We start from the raw sequence: 22908 nt of genomic DNA on the forward strand, positions 1-22908 counted from the left end.
GGCGCGAGTCGAGCCTTGTCCGTCAGCGCGGTCAGCGCGGTCGTGCCCGACACCGAGAGCGCGGCGGCATCGAGCAGGCTCAGGTTCTTCGGCGCACGGGAAAGGCGCCGCTCGGGTACGGCGACGTAGTCGGCGATCGCCCCGAAGGTGAGGTGCGGCATGAGTCCCACACCGCATCCCCGGCCTGCCACGCGCTCACCCCGGCCCCCACCTCCACGACCCGGCCTGCGAAGTAGCCGCCCAGGCGACGGGGGAAGCCTGCGCGACTCATCCAGCGCAACCTGCCTGCCCGGAAGGCGATCTCCCCCGCGTCCACACTCGCGGCGTGCACCTCGACGAGCACCTCCGCCGGCCCGGGACTCGGCGCGGGCACCTCGTCGACGCGCAGCACCCCGGGCGGGCCACAACGGTCGTACCGCACAACGCGCATGATCGATCTCCCCTGGTCACGGCTCTCCGGTTATCAAGCGCAGGCGGTCAACGTGGTCGACACGGCGGCGCGACGGCCCCTGCGGGCGGCCGGGCAGGCGTAGGGTCGGCGACTCCGCACCGACACTTCCCCTCCCGGGCCTCCCTGTTGCGAGCCGTCTTCCGCTTGCGCGTCGAAGCGCTCTGCGCGAGGGCCGAGGAGCGCATCCTCGCGAGCGAACCAGGCACCGCCCTCTTCTCCTGGCTACGGGACTTCAACGCCTACGCGGCGGCCAGCCGCGGCCTCGCCGCCTCGCCGCTGCACGACGGCCGGGATGCCGGCCTGCTGGAGGAGGACGGCACACAGGCGGCCCGGCTCTTGGACATCGCGCTCGGCGGAATGCGCCTGCCCCCTTGCGGCCACCCGACCCCCAACCCGTAAGACACCCCGGCACCGACGAACGCGCGCCCACTCCACGCCCAAGTCACCCGCGCAGCAAGCCCATTCCTCGGTACGTCCGCAGATCCTGGCCGGCCTGTCGGCGCGCTTCGACGACCTGGCCCGGGACGTCCTCGACGAATGTCACGCCTGGTCCCCGCCCCTCCAGCGCCCCTCGGCCTCCACCAGCCCCAACCCCCCTGCCAGTTGGCACAACGCGACGAAGGACGCCCCCCGCCGCACCCCCGAGATCCCCGTGTACGCCTCCCCCTCGCGAAGGTCGAGCAGGACCGTCCCCGACGGTTCGTCGAAGGTGATCGAGCCCCAGACCGTGTGGCCATGGCGGCCCGGGCGCCAGCGGAACCAGATTTCCTCGCGCCCCTTCTCCGCCGTGACGGCGACCCGGTCCGAGGCCTTCAACTCCGCGCCCATCCGGTCGGACCAGCCCACCAAGGGCCGTAGCGCGCGGAGTTGGCGGGTCTGACGGTCGGCGAGGGCAGTCGGGGTGAGGGCGACGCCCGCCGTACGGGCCCGTCGTCGTAGCAGCAGCGAGGTCACCACCGCCCAGACGACACTGGCGGCGGCCCACAACACGACGTCCTCGCCCGCCCCGGACCAGGTGACACCGTCCTGGCCCAAGGCCGCCCGGAGTATCCCGACCGTCCCGAGCACCGCAGCGAACACACCCGCCGCGTCCCGCCAGCACCCCACCAACACCCTCACGCCCCGCACCCCGTTCACCCGCCCTCTCGATCCCCCCGACCCGCAAACGCCGCTGATCAAAAGTCAAAAGCCTGTGAGGCGGCTGGCAGGGCAGGTCGGCCCACATCACGAAACGGCCTCGGGGACGGAGCCGTAGCGGCTGAAAAGTGCCCAACAGGGCTCGCAATTCCGGCAGATCGGGGGAATCTCCGCCACCCGCTCCCACCTGCGGCTTTACCCATCGTGACGAAGCCGTGATGCGATCACCTTCACAGGTTCAACTCATTTTCATCGCAGACTCGCCATGCCTAAGGTCGCCCTACGGCGGGCCCTTGTTCTGGAGCGCAATGCCCAGGGGTCCGTTTCGAATGTGGGGACACGCATGAGAAAACTCGCCATCGGCGCCGCGATGACCGGCGCCCTGGCCCTGACCGGGCTGGCCGCGCCGCTCGCGCAGGCCGCTACGCCGGCCCTGGTCTTCAGCGGGGTGACGGTCAACAAAGGGAAGGCGATCGTCGTAGGGACGACCGCGACGGTGAAGGTTCCCGTCACGTACACGCTGACGCGGCCGTCCGACGTGACGATCGACTACAAGAAGACGTTCGCCGGGGTCATGCTCTACCGCGGCTCGCTCGCGGCCTTCGACAACGAGATCGACGCCGACATGTCTCCGACCTGCACGACCACCGCGACGACGGACACCACCGTCACCGCCTCCTGCTCCGACACGATCACGATCGACCCCGGGGACAGCCTGTTCGAGGCGGCCGACGCGACCACCTGGAACGTCGCCGGCGTCTACGCCCACATCGACGCCGACCTGGACGACTCGGACGACCAGATCAGCTACTCCACCGACTTCGCCGCCTGGGGCAACAAGGGCAAGGTCAAGATCCAGCGCGCCGCCAAGCTCACCGCCAACGCCTCCCCGGAGCCGGTGAAGAAGGGCAGGACCATCACGGTCACCGGCAAGCTGACCCGGGCCGACTGGGAGCGCGGTACGTACACCGGTTATGTGTCCCAGCCCGCCAAGTTGCAGTTCCGGGCGAAGAGTTCGAGCACCTACACCACCGTCAAGACGGTCACCACCGGGACGAGCGGTGCCCTGACGACGACCGTGAAGGCCGCGCAGGACGGCTACTTCCGCTACGTCTTCGCCGGCACCTCCACCACCGGCGCGGCCACCGCCGCCGGTGACTTCATCGACGTCAAGTAGCGGACCCGGCGAGCCGCCGGGCAACACCAGCACCTCCCCACCGCCCCCGCAGGTAACGAGTCTGTTGCCTCGGGGGCGGTGTCTATTGACGCCCCCTTCGTCCCGGGCTTACGTTCCTCCCACCCAATTGGAAACTTTCCTAACAGTGATCACGTGACAGGCTGTGTGGTTCGGGAGTTCGAAAGGCAGGTGGCGTAAGACATGGCAGGAACCTCCGGTACCCCGGGCAGCGGCACCCCGGGCACCCCCCGCGTCCTGCGCGCCATGAACGACCGTGCCGCCCTCGACCTCCTCCTGGAGCACGGCCCGCTCTCCCGCACCCGGATCGGCAAGCTCACCGGCCTCTCCAAGCCGACCGCCTCGCAGCTGCTGGCCCGGCTGGAGGCGGCGGGGCTCGTGCTCGCCACCGGAACGAGCGAGGGGCGGCCGGGGCCCAACGCCCAGCTGTACGTGGTCAATCCGGGTGCCGCGTACGCCGCCGGGCTCGACGTCACGCCGGAACGCATCCGCGCCGCCGTCGCCGACGTCACCGGTCGGACGGTGGGGGAATTCGAGCTGCCCACCCCTGGCCGACGGCCCGCCCAGCCAGTAGTACGTCAGGTCACCGACGCCCTCGACGGGGCGGTGAAGGCGGCCGGGCTCGCCCGGGACGACGTCCACCGGCTCGTCATCGGCACCCCCGGCGCCTTCGACCCCAACACCGGCCGACTGCGCTACGCCTCCCACCTGCCGGGCTGGCACTCCCCCGCCCTGCTCGACGACCTCGCCGCCGCGCTGCCGATGCCGGTGGAGTACGAGAACGACGTCAACCTCGTCGCCATCGCCGAGCAGCGGCTCGGCGCGGCCCGCGGGCACGGCGACTTCGTGCTGCTGTGGAACGAGGGCGGTCTCGGCGCCGCTCTGGTCCTCGGCGGCCGGCTGCACCGTGGCTGGACCGGCGGTGCGGGCGAGGTCGGCTTCCTGCCGGTGCCGGGCGCGCCGCTGGTCCGCCAGGTGACCAAGGCCAACAGCGGTGGTTACCAGGCCCTGGCCGGTTCGCAGGCCCTGCCCGGGCTCGCCCGTGAACTCGGCATCACCGAGATCCCGACGGGTCCGCACGCCGAGGTCGCCGCCGCCCTCGTCGCGTCCGCCGCCGACCATACGACCGGACCGCAGCGGCGGCTCCTGGAGATCTACGCGACCCACCTCGCGACCGGTCTCGCTTCGCTCGTCTCCGTGCTCGACCCCGAACTCGTCGTCCTCAGCGGCGGCTCGCTGGCCGCGGGCGGCGAACCTCTCCGTGCCCTCGTCCAGGCCGAGTTGGAGGAGCTGGCGGCGTCACGGCCCCGGCTCGTCGTCGGCGACGTCCATGAACACCCCGTGCTGCGCGGCACGTTGGAGAGCGCGCTGGCAACCACCCGCGACGAGGTCTTCGACACCTCCCGCTGAGACCACTTCCCGCACGGCCGACTCCGGTTCCCCCAGACCGACTTCGGCCCACCTCGAACCACCCGGCTTCCCCAACCACCTCACCCCGCCCTGCCCTTGGGAGACCTCGTCATGCCCGGAATATCCAGGAAAGCGGTTATCGCGCTCGCCGCCTCCGCCTCCTTCGCCCTGCTTGCCACCGCCTGTACGGGGCAGTCCTCGTCCGGCGCCTCCGACGACGCCTCGAAGGACGTCACCATCAACTTCTGGCACGCCTGGAGCGCGGCGTCGGAGTTGAGCGCCGTGAAGTCGCTGGTCGCCGGGTTCGAGAAGGCGCACCCCAACATCCATGTCAACGTCGTCGGGAACATGACCGACGACAAGATCAACCAGGCGCTGCGCACCGGCGGCGGTAAATCGCCCGACGTGATCTCCTCGTTCACCACCAACAACGTGGGCAAATTCTGTTCCTCCGGCGCTCTCGTCGATCTCAACCCCTTCTTCAAGAAGGACGGCATCGACCCGGAGACGACGTTCCCCAAGGCGATGAACGAGTACACCCAGTTCGACGGAAACCGTTGCACCGCCCCCCTGTTGGGCGACGCGTACGGGCTCTACTACAACAAGACGGAATTCGCGAAGGCCGGCATCACCAGCCCGCCCAAGACCTGGTCCGAATTCGAGGCCGACGCCAAGAAGTTGACGATCAGCAAGGGCGACTCGTACTCGCAGCTGGGGTTCATGCCGGACTACCACGGCTGGGAGACCACGACCGAGCACATCTTCGCGCAGTTCTCGCCGACGTACTTCGACAAGAGCGGCAAGTCGGCGCTCGCCACCGACCCCGCGTTCAAGGCCGGTTTCACGCTGCAGAAGAAGCTCGTCGACGAACTCGGCGGATTCAAGAAGCTGGAGAGCTACCGCTCCACGCTCGGCGACGAGTGGGGCGACAAGCACCCCTTCCACACCGGCCAGGTCGCGATGCAACTCGACGGTGAGTGGCGGCTCGGGATGGCCACGGCCGCAAATCCCAAACTGGACATCGGAGTTGCCCCGCTGCCCGTGCCGGACGACCAGGTCGCCCAGTACGGCAAGGGCTACATCACCGGCACGATCACCGGAATCGCCGCCACCAGCAAGAAGCAGAACGCCGCCTGGGAGTTCGTCAAGTACATCAGCACGGACACGGACGCGGTGGTGAACTTCTCCAACGGCATCCACAACGTGCCCTCCACCCTCGCCGCCCTCAAGTCCCCGAAGCTGAAGTACGACCCGCGCTTCAAGACGTTCCTGGACATCGCGTCGAACCAGTACTCGACGACAAGTCCCGCCTCCATCAACGGCGGTGTGTATCTGACGACGATCCAGAACCTCGGGTACGACTACGAGAGCGGCAAGGTGAAGGACCTGGACTCCGCCCTGAAGAGCACCGCCAAGCAGATCGACACCGACATCGCGCAGGCGAAGTAGCCACAGCATGAGCACAGTCACCCTGGCGAAGAAGCGCCGCACGCCCGGCCTCGCCGCGAAACAGCGGAAACAGGCGCTTCGCACCCTCGCCTTCATGTCGCCCTGGCTGATCGGCTTCGCGGTCTTCTTCGCGTACCCGCTGATCTCGACGGTCTATTTCTCGTTCATGCACTACGACGGCTTCAAGCCGCCGACGTGGGTGGGGACGAAGAACTGGACGTACGTCTTCAAGAACTATCCGTACTTCTGGCCCGCGATGCGCAACACCCTGTGGCTGGTCGTGGTGATGGTCTCGCTCCGGGTCCTGTTCGGGCTCGGTGTCGGGCTGTTGATCACCAAGATCAAGACGGCTACGGGTGTCTTCCGGACGCTGTTCTATCTGCCGTATCTCGCTCCGCCGGTCGCGGCGACGATGGCGTTCGCGTTTCTCCTCAACCCCGGTACCGGGCCGGTGAATTCACTCCTGGAGAAGGTCGGCATCCCGGCCCCGGGCTGGTTCAACGACCCCACCTGGTCCAAGCCCGCGCTCACCCTGCTCGCCCTCTGGGGCATCGGCGACCTCATGGTCATCTTCATGGCCGCGCTGCTCGACGTACCCAAAGAGCAGTACGAGGCAGCGGAGTTGGACGGCGCCTCGGCCTGGCAGCGGTTCCGGTACGTCACGCTGCCGAACATCTCGCCGATCGTGATGTTCGCCGTCGTCACCGGCGTGATCCAGACCATGCAGTACTACACACAGCCCCTCATCGCCGGGAAGGTCGCGTCCGGCGTCATCCAGGGCGCCGGCACGCAGTTCGAGCCCGGCTACCCGGAGAAGTCCACGCTCACCCTTCCCCAGCTCGTCTACAACCTCGGCTTCCAGCGCTTCGACTACGGCTCGGCCTGCGTGGTGGCACTCGTCCTGTTCGCCCTGTCGATGGTGTTCACCGCGTTCCTGATGCGGCGCCGGGGCGGCCTCAACCTGGCAGGTGACTGACCATGGCCCAAGTACTCGACAAGCCCGTGGAGTTGAGGGCGCCGGTGACCCCCGCCGAGCGCACCGCCCGCCGCAAGGCGCTCATGGAGTGGATCGCGGTCCACTCGCTCGGCGTCGCCGCGGCCCTCTTCTTCACCCTCCCCTTCGTGTTCGTGTTCCTGACCTCGCTGATGAGCGACAGCCAGGCCCTGAGCCGGGACCTGATCCCGCACACCTGGGAGTGGGGCAACTACCGCAAGGTGTTCGACACTCCGGGCTTCCTGACCTGGTGGAAGAACACGCTGATCTACGCCGGTCTCGGCACCGTCCTGACCGTCGTGTCGTCGATCCCGGTGGCGTACGCGCTCGCCAAGTTCCGCTTCCGGGGCCGGAACCTATCGCTGATGCTGGTCATCTCGATGATGATGCTGCCGCCGCAGGTCGTGATCATCCCCATGTACCTGTTCTGGGCCAAGCAGTTGGACCTGTCGGGCACGCTGTGGCCGCTGATCATCCCGATGGCGTTCGGGGACGCGTTCTCGATCTTCCTGCTCCGGCAGTTCCTGATGACGATCCCGAACGAGTACCTGGACGCGGCGAAGGTCGACGGCTGCGGCGACTTCAAGACGCTCGTGCGGGTCGTGCTGCCGATGGCCAAGCCCGGTATCGCCGCTGTGGCGCTCTTCCAGTTCTTCTACGCCTGGAACGACTACTTCGGGCCGCAGATCTACGCGTCCGAGAACCCCGGTGCCTGGACGCTGAGTTACGGCCTGGAGTCGTTCAAGGGCGCGCACCACACCGACTGGAATCTCACCATGGCCGCGACCGTACTGGTCATGGCCCCCGTGATCCTCGTGTTCTTCTTCGCGCAGAAGGCGTTCGTCGAGGGCGTCACGCTCACCGGAGTGAAGGGTTAACCAGGTATGAAACTGACCGTGGTCGGCGGAGGCTCGACCTACACACCCGAACTCATCGACGGCTTCGCCCGGTTGAGGGACACCCTGCCCGTCGAGGAACTCGTCCTCGTCGACCCGGCGCCCGAACGCCTGGAGCTGGTGGGCGGGTTGGCCCGCCGGATCTTCGCCAAGCAGGGGCACCCCGGCCGGATCGTCACCACGGACGACCTGGACGCCGGTGTCGAGGGCGCCGACGCGGTGCTGCTTCAGCTCCGGGTCGGCGGGCAGGCGGCGCGCGAGCAGGACGAGACCTGGCCGCTGGAGTGCGGCTGCGTCGGCCAGGAGACGACCGGCGCGGGCGGCCTCGCCAAGGCGCTGCGGACCGTACCGGTCGTTCTCGACATCGCCGAGCGGGTCCGCCGGACCAACCCCGACGCGTGGATCATCGACTTCACCAACCCGGTGGGGATCGTGACCCGCGCCCTGCTCCAGGCCGGGCACAAGGCGGTTGGCCTGTGCAACGTGGCGATCGGCTTCCAGCGGAAGTTCGCCGGACTCCTCGGGGTCGCCCCGGCCGATGTGCACCTCGACCATGTGGGCCTCAACCACCTCACCTGGGAGACCGGTGTGCGGCTCGGCGGTCCCGAGGGCGAGAACGTGCTGCCCAAGCTGCTCGGCGAGCACGGCGACGACATCGCCGCCGACCTGAGCCTGCCCCGGGTGCTGCTCGACCGGCTCGGCGTCGTCCCGTCGTACTACCTGCGCTACTTCTACGCGCACGACGAGGTCGTACGGGAACTGCGGACGAAGCCGTCCCGGGCCTCCCAAGTGGCCGAGATGGAACGTGAGTTGCTGAAGATGTACGCCGACCCGGCCCTCGACGAGAAACCGGCGCTGCTCGCCAAGCGCGGGGGCGCCTACTACTCCGAGGCCGCCGTCGACCTGGCCGCCTCGCTGCTCGGCGGGGGTGGCAGTCCCTACCAGGTGGTGAACACGTACAACAAGGGCACGCTGCCGTTCCTGCCGGACGACGCGGTGATCGAGGTGCAGGCCGCCGTCGGTGCCAAGGGGGCAACTCCCCTGGCCGTACAGGATGTTGATCCGCTGTACGCGGGGTTGATGGCCAACGTGACGGCGTACGAGGACCTCGCTCTGGAGGCCGCGCTGCGCGGGGGCCGGGACCGGGTGTTCCGGGCGCTGCTCTCGCATCCCCTGATCGGCCAGTACGAGTACGCCGACGCCCTGACCGACCAGCTGATCGCGCACAACCGGGAGCACCTCGCGTGGGCCTGACCGCAAGTGTCCTCGCCGTCGACGCGGGCAACAGCAAGACCGACGTCGCGGTCGTGGCGGCCGACGGGGAAGTCCTCGCCACCGCGCGCGGCGGCGGGTTCCGGCCGCCGGTCGTGGGCATCGAGACGGCCGTGGACAACGTCGCCGAAGCCGTCGCCCGCGCCTTCGCGGACGCGGGGGTGAGCGCGGTCGAGCATGTGTCGGCCTGTCTCGCCAACGCCGACTTCCCCGTGGAGGAGGAGCAGTTGGCCGTCGCGCTGCACGCGCGCGCGTGGGGCACGAGTGTGGAGGTCCGCAACGACACGTTCGCCGTGCTGCGGGCGGGCATCCCCGAGCCGCGCGGGGTCGCCGTGGTGTGCGGGGCCGGCATCAACTGCGCGGGCATGCGCCCCGACGGCCGCACCGCCCGCTTCCCGGCGATCGGCCGCATCTCCGGTGACTGGGGCGGAGGTTGGGGCCTGGCGGAGGAGGCCCTGTGGCACGCGGCCCGCGCCGAGGACGGCCGCGGCGGTCCGACGGCCCTGGCGCGTACGCTGCCCGCGTACTTCGGCCTGGACTCGATGTACGCCCTCATCGAGGCGCTGCATCTCGAACACGTCACGAACGAGCGGCGGCACGAGCTGACGCCGGTGCTGTTCGCGACGGCGGCGGACGGCGACCCGGTGGCCCGCTCGATCGTGGACCGGATGGCGGAGGAGGTCGTGGCCATGGCGACGGTCGCGCTGACCCGCCTCGACCTGCTCGACGAGGAGGCGCCGGTCCTGCTCGGCGGCAGCGTCCTCGCCGCCCGGCATCCCCAACTGGACGACCGTATAAGGGAGTTGCTGGCGGCCAAGGCGCCCAAGGCGGTGGCGACGGTCGTCACCGCGCGGCCGGTCCTCGGCGCCGTCCTGCTCGGTCTGGACCATGTGGGCGCCGTGGCCGGGGCACATGTGCGGGCCAGGGCCTATTACGAGCACTGACACCCGGGAACCGAACAGATTCCCACGGCGTATTCATGGACAGGGGGGCGGTGCGGGGCGTTGTGTGGTGCCGGAAATCCGGTGACCACGCTGCGATCCGATCAAGATCCAGTGAAGGCCGGTGCGGAATGTCAGTCCCTGCGGCGATACTTGCCGCGACGGGATGACCCTGGGGGAGGTCAGCAGTGACACAACCGCAGAAGAGCAGTACAGCGCCACCGGGCACCGCGGTGCCCACGATGCCGGTGGTGCCGCCGCAGCCGGGCCGGCCGGGGGCGCCCGCGCCCCGGCGTACGCCGGACGCGGCGCCCGCGCGCCGTACGGCGCTCGCCGAGGGCGTGGACCGGCTGCGCGTGGCCGCCACCACCGAGCCGGGCCGGCTGCGCGCGATCGGCGCGCTGCTGGCCGTGCTGGTGATCGCGTTCGGCGCGGTCACCGCCTGGCAGACCGACAGCCGCGCCACGGCGGCCGGCGACGTGCTCCACCACAGCCAGCCGCTCAGCTCGGACGCGGCGGACATCTACCGCTCGCTCGCCGACGCCAACACGATGGCGGCCAGCGGTTATCTGGCCGGGCTCCAGGAGACGCAGGCGACCCGCGACCAGTACGAGGCGGACATAAAGACGGCCGCCGCGAAGCTGGTGACGGCCGCCGCGAACACCGACCCGGGCTCGTCGTCCGCGACCACCATCGAGCAGCTCAACGAACTGCTGCCGGAGTACAAGGGCCTGGTCGAGTCGGCCCGCGCCAACAACCGGCAGGGCTTCCCGGTGGGCGGCGCCTATCTGCGCGCCGCGAACGACACCATGCAGAACAAGATGCTCCCGAAGGCCGAGACGCTCTACAAGACGGAGAACCAGCGGCTGAGCGACGACTACGGGGACGCGAAGCCGTACCCCTGGTTCGCGATCGTCCTCGGGCTCCTCGCGCTCGGCGGCCTGGCCTGGGCGCAGCGGCGCAACTACCAGCGCACGAACCGGGTGTTGAACAGCGGCCTGGTCGCCGCCTCGGCCACCACCGCGGTCGTCCTGCTGTGGGTGGTCGTCGGCCACACCGTCGCCCGCGCGGGCCTCGACGCCTCGTACGACCACGGCGTGAAGTCGCTCAACGTGCTGCACGACGCGCGGATCGCCTCCCTGAAGGCGCGCAGCGACGAGAACCTGACGCTGGTCAGCCGCGGCGCGGAGACGAAGACGCTGGCGGACAAGACGGTCGTGGACGCCTACGACTACGAGTACGACCAGGAGATCGCGAAGCTCGGCAAGGGCCTGAAGCTGGCCGACTCGCTGGCCGACGACTCCGCGGGCCGCAAGCCGGTCGCGGTCGCCAACAGCTCGATGAAGGTGTGGATCTCCCGCCACGCGAAGGTCAGCGACGACAACGAGAAGGGCCTCTACCAACAGGCCCGTGACGGTGTCATCGGCAAGAGCGGCGCGACGGGCGAGTGCTTCAACGCGGTGGACGCCTCGCTGAACACGGCGCTGGTGCACGAGACGAAGGAGTTCAGGCAGTCGGCGAGCGACGGCCTGGACGCGATGACCGGCCTCACCGTCGGGGCCGCGGTGCTCGCGGTGCTGGGTGCGGCCGGGGCCGTCCTGGGCATCGGGCGCAGGCTGTCGGAGTACCGGTGAGAGGGGGCGTGACGATGCGCGCACGGAGTGACTTCTTTCGCCGGCTGAACGCTGTACGACGCGTGCGGGCCGGTCTGCGGGGCTGGGGCGGGGTGGGCGCGATGGCGGTCGTCTGCGTCCTCGCGGTCGCCTTCGTGCTGCTGCTGCCGCTGACCCAGTCACGCGGCGAGGGCGGCGCGACCCTCGGCGGTCAGCGCACGGTCCAGGGCACCCAGGCCAGGGCGCCCTCGTGCGACGAGGCGACCGTCCAGAACCAGAGCCCGTCCCCGTCGGACGCCGACGGCACCACCATCGACGCCATCAAGGCGCGCGGTGTGCTGAAGGTGGGCATCGACCAGAACAGCTACCGCTGGGGCTACCGCAACCCCAACAGCTCCTCCGGTGACCTGGAGGGCTTCGACATCGACCTGGTCACCGCGATCGCGAAGAACATCTTCGGCGACTCGTACACCGCCAACAGCGTCCAGTTCCTGGCCATCCCGACCAACCAGCGCATCCCGGCGGTCCAGGACAAGCAGGTCGACATGGTGGTCCGCACCATGACGATCACCTGCGCCCGGGCCGGTCAAGTGGCCTTCTCCGCCCCGTACTTCCTCACCGGCCAGCAGGTCCTCGCCCCGAAGGCGTCGACGATCACCGGCTACGACAAGTCCCTGGCCGGCAAGCGCGTCTGCTCCGCGTCGGGTTCCACGGCGAACGACCGGCTGACCGACGACAAGGCGAGCGGCAAGCTGCCCGCCAGCGTGAAGATCCTGCCCCCCGTCGCCAACCAGCTGGACTGCCTGGTGGAGCTCCAACTCGGCCAGGCGGACGCGGTGGTGACCGACGGCGCGCTCGCCGCGAGCCAGGCCGCACAGGACCCGACGGTGGAGCTGAAGGGCACCACGTTCACCAAGGAGTACTACGGCGTGGCGATGAACAAGGACGCCACCGACCTGGTACAGCGGGTCAACCGAATACTGGAGAGCTACCGCACCAGCCCGGACGGCTGGCGGGCGTCGTACGCGAAATGGCTGCTGCCCACCCTGGGTAAGAACTCGGAGTCGGCCGACCCGCCGCCCCCGCACTACAAGTGACGGACCGTCAACTACCGAACGGCACAACGGACCTTCCACGGAACACAACGCAGCGAGAGGTGATCGATGGGCGTCACGGGACCCCCCGGGCCGGTAATGGACCGGGACGAGGTGGACCGTGCGCTGGCGCGGCTCGGCGCGGAGCACGAGGCCATCGAGACCTCGCTCCTCGCCCTCCAGGACCACGCGGGCCGCAGACTCCTCGAAGGCGCCGAGCTGACCGGCACGACCAAGGAGCGCTGGGCGTCCACCGACGCGTCGATCACGCTGCTGTGGGCGTACTTCGACGCGTACACGGACGCCTTCCGCGCCGCCCAGAGCATCCGCTCCCGGCGCCGCTGGTCCAGCCGTGAGGACCTGGTCGAGCTGACCGAGCTGCTGCGCGGCGAGTCCGTCACGGTCGCCGGTTCGACCACGGCGACGGCCAACATGCCGACGCTGACCGGTGGTTCGAGCAAGCTGAGCCACCAGTTCTCGCTGAGCGCGCTCGTCGACGAGATGAACGACCTGTACGCGAACTCGCTGGACATGGTCGTCACCTCCGACGCGGTGTGGTCGGCGCTGCCCGCCCGGATCGATTTACTGGCCGCGGAGTTGCAGCGCACCCGCCAGCTCGCCCACTCCGTCGGCGTCCGCCCGGGCGAACACCCGGCGGGCGACGACCTGGAGCGCATCACACGCGTCCTGACCGACCTGCGCGAGCGCGTGATCTCCGACCCGCTGTCCTACTGGGTGCGGGCGCAGGGCAGTTCGGCCCCAGGCGGCGGTCGCCCGGACACCACGGTCTACGACCGGGAGGCGCGCGCCTTGGAGGACGTGCGCCGCGAGATCGACGCCGTGCTCACCGTCCGGCAGGACGCGGAGGCGCGGCTGGTGAAGCTGCGGGACGTGCTCTCCCGCGCGGACCGCACGCTCGCCGAGGCACGCACCGCGCGCGGTGAGGTCCTCGCGAAGATCGCCGCCACGGAGGTGCCGGTCGTCGGCGGACCGCCGACCGTGCTGCAGGAGCAGCTGTCGACGGCCGCCGAGTACCGCAGACACGCCCAGTGGCACCGCCTGTCCCCGCTCCTGGAGTCCCTGGAGCGGAAGGCGGAGGACGAACTGCTGCGCGCCCGCGAGTCGTTGACCGCAGTCACCCAGCCGCTGGCGGTCCGCGCGGAACTGCGCGGCCGCCTCGACGCGTACAAGGCGAAGGTCGCCCGGCACGGCCTCGCGGAGGACCCGCTGCTGATCGAGCGGTACGACGCGGCCCGCCGCATGCTGTGGAGCGCGCCCTGCGACCTGCGCGTCGCCGAACAGGCGGTGCTGCGCTACCAGCACGCGGCGGCCGAGCAGTTCAACGCTCCGCGGACACAGCCGCAGGGCGGTCCCGAGGACCAGAGGGGGCCGGGCGCGTGAGTGACGGGGAAGAAGCGGGGTCGGTCATGAGCGAGACACAGCAGAAGTGTCAACGGCCGGGCTGCGAGGGCTCGTACGAGGACGTCGGCGGCGGCGAGCTGTACTGCGACACGTGCGGTCTGGCGCCGGTGGTGTCGGCGAAGGGCGCGATCAGCTCACCGCCCACCGGGATGACCAGCGGCAAGGGCTCGCGGGGCACGGGGAGCGGCAGTTCCCGTACCAGCAGCCGCAGTTCGCGTACGTCGTCGCAGTCGTCGAAGTCCCGGCGGTCGGTGTCGGGGCGGCTCTCGCGCTCGGAGTCGGGCCGCTCCACCGGCCGTTCGGTGTCGGTGCGCAGCTCCGGCTCGTCGTCCGGGACCTCCAGCCGCGGTCGGCTCGGCGTCGGTCTGGTGCAGGTGCCGGGGGTGCCGCGGCCCGACCCGCGCGAGATGGTGCTGGAGAACCCGGAGGTCCCGGAGCGCAAGCGGTTCTGCTCGCGCTCGGACTGCGGTGCGCCGGTGGGGCGTTCCCGCGGCGACAGCCCGGGGCGCACGGAGGGGTTCTGCACCAAGTGCGGCAACCCGTACTCGTTCACGCCCAAGCTGGAAGCCGGCGACATCGTGCACGGCCAGTACGAGACCGTGGGGTGCCTCGCGCACGGTGGCCTCGGCTGGGTCTATCTCGCGATAGACCGCGCGGTCTCCGACCGCTGGGTGGTCCTCAAGGGCCTCCTCGACACCGGTGACCAGGACGCGATGGAGGCCGCGATCTCCGAGCGGCGCTTCCTCGCCGAGATCGAGCACGCCAACATCGTGCGGATCTACAACTTCGTGGAGCACCTCGACCAGCGGACGGGTTCGCTGGACGGGTACATCGTCATGGAGTACGTCGGCGGCAAGTCCCTCAAGGAGATCGCCAACGACCGCCGTACGGAAGGCGGGAAGCGCGATCCGCTGCCGGTGGAGCAGGCCTGCGCGTACGGCATCGAGGCCCTGGAGGCGCTCGGCCACCTGCACAGCCGCAACCTGCTGTACTGCGACTTCAAGGTCGACAACGCGATCCAGACCGAGGACCAGCTCAAGCTGATCGACATGGGCGCGGTGCGCAGGATGGACGACGACGAGTCGGCCATCTACGGCACGGTGGGCTATCAGGCGCCGGAGGTCGCGGAGGTCGGCCCGTCGGTGGCGAGCGACCTGTACACGGTCGCCCGCACCCTCGCGGTGATGACCTTCGACTTCCAGGGCTACACGAACGTCTTCGTGGACTCCCTGCCCGACCCGGACAACATCGAGGTGTTCCGCCGCTACGAGTCGTTCTACCGGCTCCTGGTCCGCGCCACCGACCCCGACCCGGCCCGCCGGTTCGCCTCCGCGCAGGAGATGGCCGAGCAGCTGACGGGCGTCCTGCGCGAGGTCGTCTCGCTGCAGACCGGGCGGGCCCGCCCGTCCCTGTCCACCCTGTTCGGGCCCGAACTCAAGGTCACGGACACGGAGTTGTTCCCCAAGATGGACGGGGATGTGTCCCTGCTGGGGGCGAGAGCGGTGCTGCCGCCGAAGCGGACCCCAAGTGCCCGCTCCGGCACGGCACTTGCCGAACGGCCGCATGGCAGCGCGGTGTTGACCGGGCTGAACGGCAGCGCGCCGAGCATCGTCAAGCAGGTCGACTCCCCCGCCGTGGCCCTCGCGCTGCCCGTTCCGCACGTCGACCCGACCGACCCCAACGCGGGCTTCCTGGCGGGCCTGATGGCGACCGCGGCGACCGAACTGCTCGGCGCGCTCGCGTCGGCGCCCTCGCCGTCCGTGGAGACCCGGCTGCGGCAGATGCGGGCCTGGCTGGAGAACGGCGACTCGTACACCGCGCTGGACGCCCTGGCGAAGCTGGAGGACGAGCGGCCCGACGACTGGCGGGTGGTCTGGTACACCGGCGTGGCCGCGCTGGCGACCCAGGACTACGAAGCCGCCGCGCTGTCCTTCGACGCGATCTACGACGCCTTCCCGGGCGAGCCCGCGCCGAAGCTGGCGCTGGGCCTGTGCGCCGAGGTGCTGGGGCAGCTGGACAACGCCGCCGAGTACTACCGGCTGGTGTGGTCGACCGACCCGAGCTATGTGAGCGCGGCCTTCGGCCTGGCCCGCGTCCAGTTCGCGACCGGCGACCGGCGGGGCGCCGTACGGACGCTGGAGTCGGTGCCCGAGGCGTCGATCCACTACACGGCCGCGCGCGTGGCCGCCGTACGGGCGCGGCTTCGGGAGCGGGCCGCGACGGCGGACGACACGCCGTTCCTGGACGATCTGACCGCGGCCGCCGGACAGGTGGAAGCGCTGGAGGGATACGGTCTGGACGCGGTCCGGCGCGAGCGGTTGTCGGCCGAGGTCCTCGGCCGCGCCCTCGACTGGATACTCTCCGGAGGCCAGGGTTCCGTACCGCTCACGCGGCGGGAGCTGCTCGGCAGCGAACTGGACGAGCGGGGACTCCGCTTCGGACTGGAGCGTTCGTACCGCACGCTGGCCCGGCTGGCACGGGACGGCGAGGAGAGGATCGACCTGGTGGAACGAGCCAACCGTTACCGCCCCCGGACGTGGGTGTAGTTGATGTCGCAGATGCCCCAGCTCTCCGCCTGCCCGAGCTGCGAAGAGCCCCTGGAGTCCGGTGACCGCTTCTGCGGCGCGTGCGGATACGACCTGTCCGCCGTGCCCGCGCCGCCGGACGACCACCCGACGCTCACCATGAACGGCGCGGTGCCGCCCCCGCCCGAGGAGGCCGCGGACGTGAACTGGCCCGTGGTCCCCCAGCCGGAGGGCGCCGGGACCCCGCCGGCGGTCCATCTCCCGACGGACCTGCCCGGCACCGACTCGGGCGGCACCCCCCTGCCGTCCAACGCCCCGCCGCCGCCCGCCGGTTCACCGGCCGCCGCGGCGACGGGCGTACGGTTCGACCGGCCGCCGGAGCCCGACGAGTACCCGCTGCAGGCGCCGGACCCGCGGGTCGCCGCCGATCCGCCGACCGCGGGCGAGGGAGTCAAGGTGTGTGTGGCCTGCCGCTCGGGCCGGGTGGACCCGGACGGCTACTGCGAGAACTGCGGGCACGCCCAGCCCCGCGAACGCGACCACATGGAACAGGAGTTGGGCCCGCTCGCGGCGGTCAGCGACCGCGGGCTGCGCCACCACCGCAACGAGGACGCCTTCGCCGTAGGACAGTGCCTGCTGCCCGACGGGACGCCCGCGCTGGTCGCGGTCGTGTGTGACGGGGTGTCGTCGGCGACGCGGCCCGACGCGGCCTCGCTGGCGGCCTCGCGGGAGGCGGGTGAGGCGTTGCTGACCGCGCTGCCGCAGGGCACGCATCCGCAGGCGGCCATGCACGAGGCGATCATCGCGGCCTCGCACGCGGTCAACTCCCTTGCCCAGGAGCCCGCCACGGCCCGCGAGCACGCCCCGCACCAGAACGCGCCGGCCTGCACGCTGGTCGGCTCCATCGTCACCCCGACCCTCCTCGTCGTCGGCTGGGTCGGCGACAGCCGTGCCTACTGGATCCCGGTGGACCGCAGTTCACCGCCGGCCCGGCTCACCGAGGACGACTCGTGGGCGGCGCAGATGGTCGCCGCGGGCCTGATGAGCGAGGCGGAGGCCTACGCCGACGAGCGCGCCCACGCGATCACCGGCTGGCTCGGCGCGGACGCGTACGAACTGGAGCCGCACACCGCCTCGTTCAAGCCGGACCGGCCGGGTGTGGTGGTGGTCTGCACGGACGGACTGTGGAACTACGCGGAGTCCGCCGAGGAGATGGCCGAGATCGTTCCCGTCGACGCGGCGGTCCGTCCGCTGCACAGCGCCCAGGTCCTGGTCGGCCACGCGCTGGACGGCGGGGGCCACGACAACGTAACAGTGGCCGTCGTCCCGTTCCCCGCCCCGCCGCAAGGGGCAGTATCCGGCTGAGGCCGTACAAACGGGGGCGGCCTCGGACCGGTGGGGACCGGTCCGCACATAGTCATCACCCCATTCAGGTGGGGTACTTGAGGGGGAACAGAGTAGGCATGGCCAATTTCTCGAAGTCGAACGTGCCGCAGTTCTCGGTCGACGTGTACCAGAACGAGTACCTGCCGGAGGGCGGGCGCGAGGTCAACGCGATCGTCACGGTGACCTCGACCGGCGGCGGCACCATCGGGAGCCCGGTCGCGGCGCCCCACCTGTACTCGGCCGGGCAGGGCCCGGACGCGGCCGTGGCGATCATGGTCGACTGCTCGGGGTCGATGGACTACCCGCCGACCAAGATGCGCAACGCCCGGGACGCCACGGCCGCCGCGATCGACACCCTGCGTGACGGGGTGCACTTCGCGGTGATCGGCGGCACGCATGTCGCCAAGGAGGTCTATCCGGGCGGCGGGCGGCTCGCGGTCGCCGACGCCACCACCCGCGAGCAGGCCAAGCAGGCGCTGCGCAAGCTGAGCGCGGGCGGCGGTACGGCGATCGGCACCTGGCTGCGCCTCGCCGACCGGCTGCTGTCCTCCGCGGACGTCTCCATACGCCACGGCATCGTGCTGACCGACGGCCGCAACGAGCACGAGGCGCCGGAGGACCTGAAGGCGGCCCTCGACTCCTGCGCCGGACGGTTCACCTGTGACGCGCGGGGCGTCGGCACCGACTGGGAAGTGAAAGAAGTCACAGGGATCGCCTCCGCGCTGCTCGGCACCGCCGACATCGTCGCCGACCCGGCCAACCTCGCCGCCGACTTCACGAAGATGATGGAGACGGCGATGGGCAAGGAGGTCGCGGACGTCGCGCTGCGGCTGTGGACGCCGGTGGGCACGGCCATCAAGTTCGTCAAGCAAGTCGCGCCCAGGGTCGAGGAGTTGACCGACCGGCGCACCGAGGCGGGACCCCGCGCCGGGGACTACCCCACCGGGTCCTGGGGCGACGAGTCCCGTGACTACCACGTGTGCGTCGAGGTCCCCGAGGCCGGCATCGGCCAGGAGATGCTGGCCGCCCGGGTCTCGCTGGTCGTCCCGCAGCCCGACGGAAGCACCCAAAACCTGGGCGCCCAGGGCCTGGTGAAGGCCGTGTGGACCGACGACATGGTGGCGTCCACGTCCATCAACCCGCAGGTCGCGCACTACACCGGCCAGGCCGAACTGGCGCAAGTCATCCAACAAGGTCTCGATCTCCGCAAATCGGGTGATGTCGATGGAGCAACGGCCAAACTGGGACGGGCCGTTCAGCTCGCCAGCGTCTCCGGAAACGCGGATACTGCGAAACTGCTTGCGAAGGTGGTGGACGTGGTCGATGCCGCGGCGGGTACTGTGCGACTGAAGGCGAAGGTCGCGGAGGCCGACGAGATGACTCTCGAAACACGGTCCACAAAGACTGTTCGTGTAAAGAAGTGACTTAGCCAGCACGACTCCGTGAGACCCAGAACGACCCTGTGCGAAAGGGGGACGCGCCGACATGCCGACCTGCCCGAACGGACACCAGTCGGGTTCCGACGACTGGTGCGAGGTCTGCGGTCACCGCATGGCCGGTGCCGTGCCCCCGCCCCCTCCCCCGCCCCCCGGCGGCGGCTACGGCTTCCCGCCGCCCGCGCCCGGCCGCGGCCCGTCCGCCGAGGCGGAGCTCTGCCCGCAGTGCCGCACGCCTCGCGAGGGCGGTGCGCCGTTCTGCGAGGAGTGCCGGTGGAACTTCCTCACGAACACGGCGACGTCGTACACCCCGGCTGCGCCGCGCCCCACGACGCCCGGCCCCGGCCCCGGCCCGAGCCCGGCGTCCCGCTTCCAGCAGCAGCCTCCGCCGCCCGGTTCCGGCCCGTCGTACGGCGGTGACCCCTACGAGTACCAGGGGTCCCGGCCGTCGCAGATGAACCGGCCCGCGGAGCCCATACCCCCGTTCGGCAATGAACCGACGGGGCGACCTGGTGCGCCCGGCGGTCCCGGTGGATCCGGTGGTCCTGGTGGGCCGAACGGTCCCGGTGCCTTCGGTGGCGAACGGCAGGGTGGGCCCGGTGGACCGGGTGGTCCCGGTTCGCAGGGCTTCGGCAACGAGCGGCAAGGCGGACCCGGCGGCGGTCCTGGCGGACCCGGCCAACAGGGGTTCGGTGGCGAACGCCAAGGTGGACCCGGTGGGCCTGGTGGCCCCGGCGGTCAGGGTTCGCAGGGCTTCGGCAATGAGCGGCAGGGTGGGCCCGGAGGACCTGGCGGTCCCGGCTCGCAAGGCTTCGGCAGCGAGCGTCCGGGCGGCGGTCCCGGCGGCCAAGGCGGACCTGGTGGTCCCGGTGGCCAGGGCTCGCAGGGCTTCGGTGGCGAGCGGCAGGGTGGCCCCGGAGGCCCCGGCTCGCAAGGTTTCGGCAATGAGCGGCAGGGTGGCCCCGGAGGACCTGGCGGTCCTGGCGGCCCCGGCTCGCAGGGCTTCGGCGGTGAGCGCCAGGGTGGCGGTCCCTCGCCCTTCGGGAACAACGACCCGTCCGGTCCGCCGCGGCCGTTCGGCAACGAACCCTCCGGCCCGCCCCCGCCCTTCGGCAACGAGGCGTCCGGTCGGCCCGGTTCCTTCGGCAACGAGCAATCCCCGGGTCCCGGCGGCCAGTTCGGCAACGAGCGTCCCCGCCAGGGCGACTTCGGCGGCGGCCGCCCCGGTACCTTCGGCGGCGAGCGACAGGGTCCGCCCGGACCGTTCGGCAACGAGCCCTCGAACCCGCAGGGTCCCCCGAACTTCGGCCCCGACCCCTCGCGGCCGGTCCCGCCGCCGCCCGGACCGACCCCGCCCGCGGGTCCCGGTGGGACGAGCGGCGCCCCGCAGGCGTTCCAGCAGTCCGCGCCGCCGGCCCCGCCCGGGTTCCCGCAGGAGACGAACCGTCCCCAGCAGGGCGGCTCGCCCTTCGGCGGCGGTGACGACGACTGGGTGATCTCCCCGCCGACCCCGGGCTCCCCGGGCGGTCCCGGTGGCCCAGGGGGTCTCGGTGGCCCCGGAGGTCCCGGTCAGGGCGGTGGCGGCTACGGCTATCCACAGCCCGGTTCGAACCAGGCCCCGCCGCGTCCCGCGTATCAGCAGCAGCCGACGACCTGGCTGGCGACGATCGGGCCGGACCGCGAGTACTTCATGGCGATGATGCAGCGCTCGGGGCCGGAGGCCGCGGGGCTCAACCTGCCCGCGTACTCCCCTGAGCAGCAGCGGCAGTTGAGCGGGAACCAGATCACCATCGGGCGCCGTCGTCACTCCACCGGTGAGTCCCCCGACATCGATCTGTCGGTGCCGCCGGAGGATCCGGGTGTCTCGCATCAGCACGCGGTGCTGGTGCAGCAGCCGGACGGTAGTTGGGCGGTTGTCGACCAGAACTCGACGAACGGTACGACGGTCAATGGCGGCGAGGAGCCTATTCAGCCGTTTGTGCCGGTGCCGTTGCAGGACGGGGATCGGGTGCACGTGGGGGCTTGGACGACGATCACTGTGCGGCGGGGTTAGTACCTAGCCCCTTGCAGGGACGTAGTAGTTACCGGAGAGGCCAGGTGTACGGCCCCTCCGGGGCATCCAGCCACGCCCGCGCACCTTCACCGCCGACCGTGATGCCGTAGCGCTCCCGCCCGGGTCTCCCTTCGCGTTCCCACAGCTCACGGGCGTCCTGCGGAGCAAGCGTGCCATGGGTGAGGGTCAGCAGGAAGCGGAGTAGTTCGTGGTCGCCGGGGCGGTGCTGGATCTCGCCCTGTACGGCGGGTTCGGTGCCGCGTAGGGGGACGAAGTACGCGGCCGTGTGCAGGAAGGTGCCCTCGGCGTGGGTCGCGTCGTGGACGGTGAGGGCGATCAGGCCGGTGGCCAGGGGGGCCAGGATGCGGGCGCCGGGGGTGCACTGGGCCGGCCAGGCTCGCGGGACCGATGTCAGGGCGCAGGTGGCGATGATGCGGTCGTAGGGGCCGCGTTCGGGGACTCCTCGGGTGCCGTCGCCGGTGACGACGGTCGGGCGGTGGCCGGCGTCGGCGAGGTGGGTGCGGGCGGAGTCGGTGATCTCCGGGTCCAGGTCTACGGTCGTCACCAGGTCGTCGCCGAGCCGCTCCGCGAGCAACGCCGCGTTGTAGCCCGTCCCCGCGCCGATCTCCAGCACCCGGTCGCCGTCGGACACCCGCAGCTCGGCCAGCATCCGCGCCATCAGGGACGGCTGGCTGCTGGACGACACCAACTCCCCGTCCCGTAGCCGCGTGGCGAGCGGTACGTCGGCGTAGGCCCCGCGCAGCCAGCGCTCCCGGGTGCGCGGGTCGGGGCTGCCCCGCCACAGCCGCTCGTTCCCGTCGGCGACAGCCACGTAGTAGTACGGCACGAACAGGTGCCGCGGTACGGCCGAGAACACCGCCCGCCAGCCGGGGTCCGCGTCCCAGGCGCCGCTCAGGCCGATCGCCCGCACCAGTTCCGCCCGCGCGGAGACGGCGACGGCGTCCAGGTGCCGGCCGTCCTCGTGGTCCGCGTCGAGGGCGTGCGCGCTCATACGTCCACTGTCCTGCCACAGCGGCCGGGAGGCGAGCGGTCCTAAGTCCGAAGTCCTCCGCCGCCCCGTCTGAGACCATGGGGGGTGTGAACGAGATTCGGCGCGGCACGCTTCAGGAGCAGACCTTCTACGAGCAGGTCGGCGGGGAGAAGACCTTCCGTCGGCTCGTCCACCGTTTCTACGAGGGCGTCGCCGAGGACCCGCTGCTGAGGGCGATGTACCCGGAGGAGGACCTGGGTCCGGCCGAGGAGCGCTTCGCCCTCTTCCTGATGCAGTACTGGGGCGGCCCGACGACGTACAGCGACAACCGCGGCCACCCGCGTCTGCGCATGCGGCACGCCCCGTTCCAGGTCGACCAGGCCGCGCACGACGCCTGGCTGAAGCACATGCGGGTCGCCGTCGACGAACTCGGTCTGTCCGAGGAGCACGAGCACACGCTGTGGAACTACCTGACGTACGCGGCGGCTTCGATGGTGAACACGGCGGGCTGACCGCCGTTCACTGAACGTCGGATTCCGGTCGTACGGCGTTGGATTCCGGTCACGATCCGGTCAAGCAGTGGTCGCAAACGGTTACTCTCCGCCGGTCCCCTCTGGCAGCATCGCCGGGGAAGATCCGGACG

19 protein-coding genes are annotated in these 22908 nt (G+C 70.7%); 16 read left to right on the forward strand and 3 right to left on the reverse strand.

Going from position 1 to position 22908, the window contains the following annotated elements; translation table 11 throughout:
- Positions 1-79 precede the first annotated feature (79 nt).
- Positions 80-430: an alcohol dehydrogenase catalytic domain-containing protein gene (locus OG407_RS19315; protein ID WP_405859631.1), complete on the reverse strand. Its 351-nt coding sequence runs from the start codon at positions 428-430 to the stop codon at positions 80-82.
- A 165-nt stretch (positions 431-595) separates the two neighbouring features.
- On the opposite strand from OG407_RS19315, the gene OG407_RS19320 reads away from it, so the two are divergent.
- Positions 596-850, forward strand: a complete 255-nt coding sequence (locus OG407_RS19320; protein ID WP_405859633.1) for a hypothetical protein — start codon at positions 596-598, stop codon at positions 848-850.
- Positions 851-991: 141 nt separating this feature from the next.
- Here OG407_RS19320 and OG407_RS19325 read toward each other — a convergent pair whose 3' ends face one another.
- Positions 992-1570, reverse strand: a complete 579-nt coding sequence (locus OG407_RS19325) for a hypothetical protein (RefSeq protein WP_405859635.1) — start codon at positions 1568-1570, stop codon at positions 992-994.
- A 361-nt stretch (positions 1571-1931) separates the two neighbouring features.
- On the opposite strand from OG407_RS19325, the gene OG407_RS19330 reads away from it, so the two are divergent.
- The 14 genes from OG407_RS19330 (at position 1932) to OG407_RS19395 (ending at position 21274) form a co-directional block, all read left to right on the forward strand.
- On the forward strand, positions 1932-2765 hold the full coding sequence (locus OG407_RS19330) for a hypothetical protein (RefSeq protein WP_405859637.1): 834 nt from the start codon (positions 1932-1934) through the stop codon (positions 2763-2765).
- Positions 2766-2966: 201 nt separating this feature from the next.
- Positions 2967-4193, forward strand: a complete 1227-nt coding sequence (locus tag OG407_RS19335; RefSeq protein WP_405859639.1) for an ROK family transcriptional regulator — start codon at positions 2967-2969, stop codon at positions 4191-4193.
- 111 nt (positions 4194-4304) lie between these two features.
- A complete protein-coding gene (locus OG407_RS19340; protein WP_403588108.1) occupies positions 4305-5642 on the forward strand; it encodes an ABC transporter substrate-binding protein in 1338 nt (445 codons plus the stop codon).
- A 7-nt stretch (positions 5643-5649) separates the two neighbouring features.
- Complete coding sequence (locus OG407_RS19345) at positions 5650-6618, forward strand: carbohydrate ABC transporter permease (protein ID WP_405859641.1); 969 nt, start codon at positions 5650-5652, stop codon at positions 6616-6618.
- A 2-nt stretch (positions 6619-6620) separates the two neighbouring features.
- Positions 6621-7514, forward strand: a complete 894-nt coding sequence (locus OG407_RS19350) for a carbohydrate ABC transporter permease (protein ID WP_328683293.1) — start codon at positions 6621-6623, stop codon at positions 7512-7514.
- Between the two features lie 6 nt (positions 7515-7520).
- Entirely contained in the window at positions 7521-8786 is a 1266-nt protein-coding gene (locus tag OG407_RS19355) for a 6-phospho-beta-glucosidase (RefSeq protein ID WP_405859644.1), read from the forward strand.
- Positions 8777-9748 carry an N-acetylglucosamine kinase gene (locus OG407_RS19360; protein ID WP_405859646.1) on the forward strand — a complete coding sequence of 324 codons (972 nt, stop codon included), beginning with the start codon at positions 8777-8779 and terminating at the stop codon, positions 9746-9748. Before OG407_RS19355 ends, OG407_RS19360 begins: the two co-directional genes overlap by 10 nt.
- A 185-nt stretch (positions 9749-9933) precedes the next feature.
- Positions 9934-11379, forward strand: a complete 1446-nt coding sequence (locus tag OG407_RS19365) for a hypothetical protein (RefSeq protein WP_405859648.1) — start codon at positions 9934-9936, stop codon at positions 11377-11379.
- A 14-nt stretch (positions 11380-11393) separates the two neighbouring features.
- A complete protein-coding gene (locus tag OG407_RS19370; RefSeq protein ID WP_405859650.1) occupies positions 11394-12455 on the forward strand; it encodes a glutamate ABC transporter substrate-binding protein in 1062 nt (353 codons plus the stop codon).
- A 66-nt stretch (positions 12456-12521) separates the two neighbouring features.
- Positions 12522-13853: a hypothetical protein gene (locus tag OG407_RS19375; protein ID WP_328683289.1), complete on the forward strand. Its 1332-nt coding sequence runs from the start codon at positions 12522-12524 to the stop codon at positions 13851-13853.
- A 26-nt stretch (positions 13854-13879) separates the two neighbouring features.
- Positions 13880-16420: a tetratricopeptide repeat protein gene (locus OG407_RS19380; RefSeq protein ID WP_405859652.1), complete on the forward strand. Its 2541-nt coding sequence runs from the start codon at positions 13880-13882 to the stop codon at positions 16418-16420.
- Entirely contained in the window at positions 16421-17764 is a 1344-nt protein-coding gene (locus OG407_RS19385) for a PP2C family serine/threonine-protein phosphatase (RefSeq protein ID WP_405859654.1), read from the forward strand.
- Between the two features lie 98 nt (positions 17765-17862).
- Positions 17863-19209 carry a vWA domain-containing protein gene (locus tag OG407_RS19390; RefSeq protein ID WP_405859656.1) on the forward strand — a complete coding sequence of 449 codons (1347 nt, stop codon included), beginning with the start codon at positions 17863-17865 and terminating at the stop codon, positions 19207-19209.
- A 61-nt stretch (positions 19210-19270) separates the two neighbouring features.
- A complete protein-coding gene (locus OG407_RS19395; protein ID WP_405859658.1) occupies positions 19271-21274 on the forward strand; it encodes an FHA domain-containing protein in 2004 nt (667 codons plus the stop codon).
- Between the two features lie 28 nt (positions 21275-21302).
- On the opposite strand, the gene OG407_RS19400 is transcribed toward OG407_RS19395, so the two are convergent.
- Positions 21303-22286, reverse strand: a complete 984-nt coding sequence (locus OG407_RS19400; RefSeq protein WP_405859660.1) for a methyltransferase domain-containing protein — start codon at positions 22284-22286, stop codon at positions 21303-21305.
- Between the two features lie 77 nt (positions 22287-22363).
- On the opposite strand from OG407_RS19400, the gene OG407_RS19405 reads away from it, so the two are divergent.
- Entirely contained in the window at positions 22364-22777 is a 414-nt protein-coding gene (locus OG407_RS19405) for a globin (RefSeq protein WP_033284567.1), read from the forward strand.
- Positions 22778-22908: the final 131 nt, after the last annotated feature.

It is taken from the genome of Streptomyces sp. NBC_01515 (assembly GCF_045040345.1).
GTDB lineage: Bacteria > Actinomycetota > Actinomycetes > Streptomycetales > Streptomycetaceae > Streptomyces.

Bases quoted from the DNA above. Each gene is read 5' to 3' on its own strand.
- OG407_RS19315 (WP_405859631.1), bottom strand. From the start codon at position 430: ATGCGCGTTGTGCGGTACGACCGTTGTGGCCCGCCCGGGGTGCTGCGC.
- OG407_RS19330 (WP_405859637.1), top strand. From the start codon at position 1,932: ATGAGAAAACTCGCCATCGGCGCCGCGATGACCGGCGCCCTGGCCCTG.
- OG407_RS19335 (WP_405859639.1), top strand. From the start codon at position 2,967: ATGGCAGGAACCTCCGGTACCCCGGGCAGCGGCACCCCGGGCACCCCC.
- OG407_RS19340 (WP_403588108.1), top strand. From the start codon at position 4,305: ATGCCCGGAATATCCAGGAAAGCGGTTATCGCGCTCGCCGCCTCCGCC.
- OG407_RS19345 (WP_405859641.1), top strand. From the start codon at position 5,650: ATGAGCACAGTCACCCTGGCGAAGAAGCGCCGCACGCCCGGCCTCGCC.
- OG407_RS19350 (WP_328683293.1), top strand. From the start codon at position 6,621: ATGGCCCAAGTACTCGACAAGCCCGTGGAGTTGAGGGCGCCGGTGACC.
- OG407_RS19355 (WP_405859644.1), top strand. From the start codon at position 7,521: ATGAAACTGACCGTGGTCGGCGGAGGCTCGACCTACACACCCGAACTC.
- OG407_RS19370 (WP_405859650.1), top strand. From the start codon at position 11,394: ATGCGCGCACGGAGTGACTTCTTTCGCCGGCTGAACGCTGTACGACGC.
- OG407_RS19375 (WP_328683289.1), top strand. From the start codon at position 12,522: ATGGGCGTCACGGGACCCCCCGGGCCGGTAATGGACCGGGACGAGGTG.
- OG407_RS19380 (WP_405859652.1), top strand. From the start codon at position 13,880: ATGAGCGAGACACAGCAGAAGTGTCAACGGCCGGGCTGCGAGGGCTCG.
- OG407_RS19390 (WP_405859656.1), top strand. From the start codon at position 17,863: ATGGCCAATTTCTCGAAGTCGAACGTGCCGCAGTTCTCGGTCGACGTG.
- OG407_RS19395 (WP_405859658.1), top strand. From the start codon at position 19,271: ATGCCGACCTGCCCGAACGGACACCAGTCGGGTTCCGACGACTGGTGC.
- OG407_RS19400 (WP_405859660.1), bottom strand. From the start codon at position 22,286: ATGAGCGCGCACGCCCTCGACGCGGACCACGAGGACGGCCGGCACCTG.
- OG407_RS19405 (WP_033284567.1), top strand. From the start codon at position 22,364: ATGGGGGGTGTGAACGAGATTCGGCGCGGCACGCTTCAGGAGCAGACC.